The sequence below is a fragment of the Psychromonas sp. Urea-02u-13 genome (assembly GCF_002835995.1).
Classification (GTDB): Bacteria; Pseudomonadota; Gammaproteobacteria; order Enterobacterales; family Psychromonadaceae; genus Psychromonas.
In genome coordinates this window covers 1-479 of the sequence record NZ_PJBZ01000265.1, presented here as the reverse complement: position 1 = coordinate 479, position 479 = coordinate 1, and the positions used below count along the sequence as shown (strand labels likewise).

Genomic DNA, 479 nt, shown 5'->3' with positions numbered 1-479 from the left:
TAACGCCCACTTAAGCGGACAAAAATTGTTGGCTAAAATTGTGTAGCGGAGCGAAACAGCCAACTGTTTTTGTTCCGTTTAAAGTGCTTGTTAGTTGTGTTTGGCGGTAAAAATAACCTAATGAAACACGATAACTAATATTAGAAAAACTATCTAGTAACCTCTTGAAAAACTAAGACATAATTCAACTAAACAACACATTCGTGATTACATTTTAAAACTAGAAACCAGAATGACGCCATTATAAAATAAGCGGAGCTAATGGAGCCGAGAGTTCTGGTTAACTAACGAGTTAAACTTTACACCAGACGACTATTAGCGACAGCATATTTTGGCGGAATGAGCGAGTTACAAACTAAAACCACAAGGCAACGACTTTGAAGATTACCAAACTCAAACCTTAGCCAGAAATACTTCGTAGAAAGAATTACCAACCACGATTTTAAAAACCAACTAACGCCCACATTAAGCGGACTAAA

At 36.7% G+C, this 479-nt stretch carries 1 protein-coding gene; it reads right to left on the bottom strand.

Annotation, left to right across the window (positions count from 1 at the left end; translation table 11 throughout):
- Nucleotides 1-299 precede the first annotated feature (299 nt).
- The coding region (locus tag CXF74_RS22755; RefSeq protein ID WP_232772625.1) for a hypothetical protein at nt 300-479 on the bottom strand (180 nt) is incomplete at its 5' end.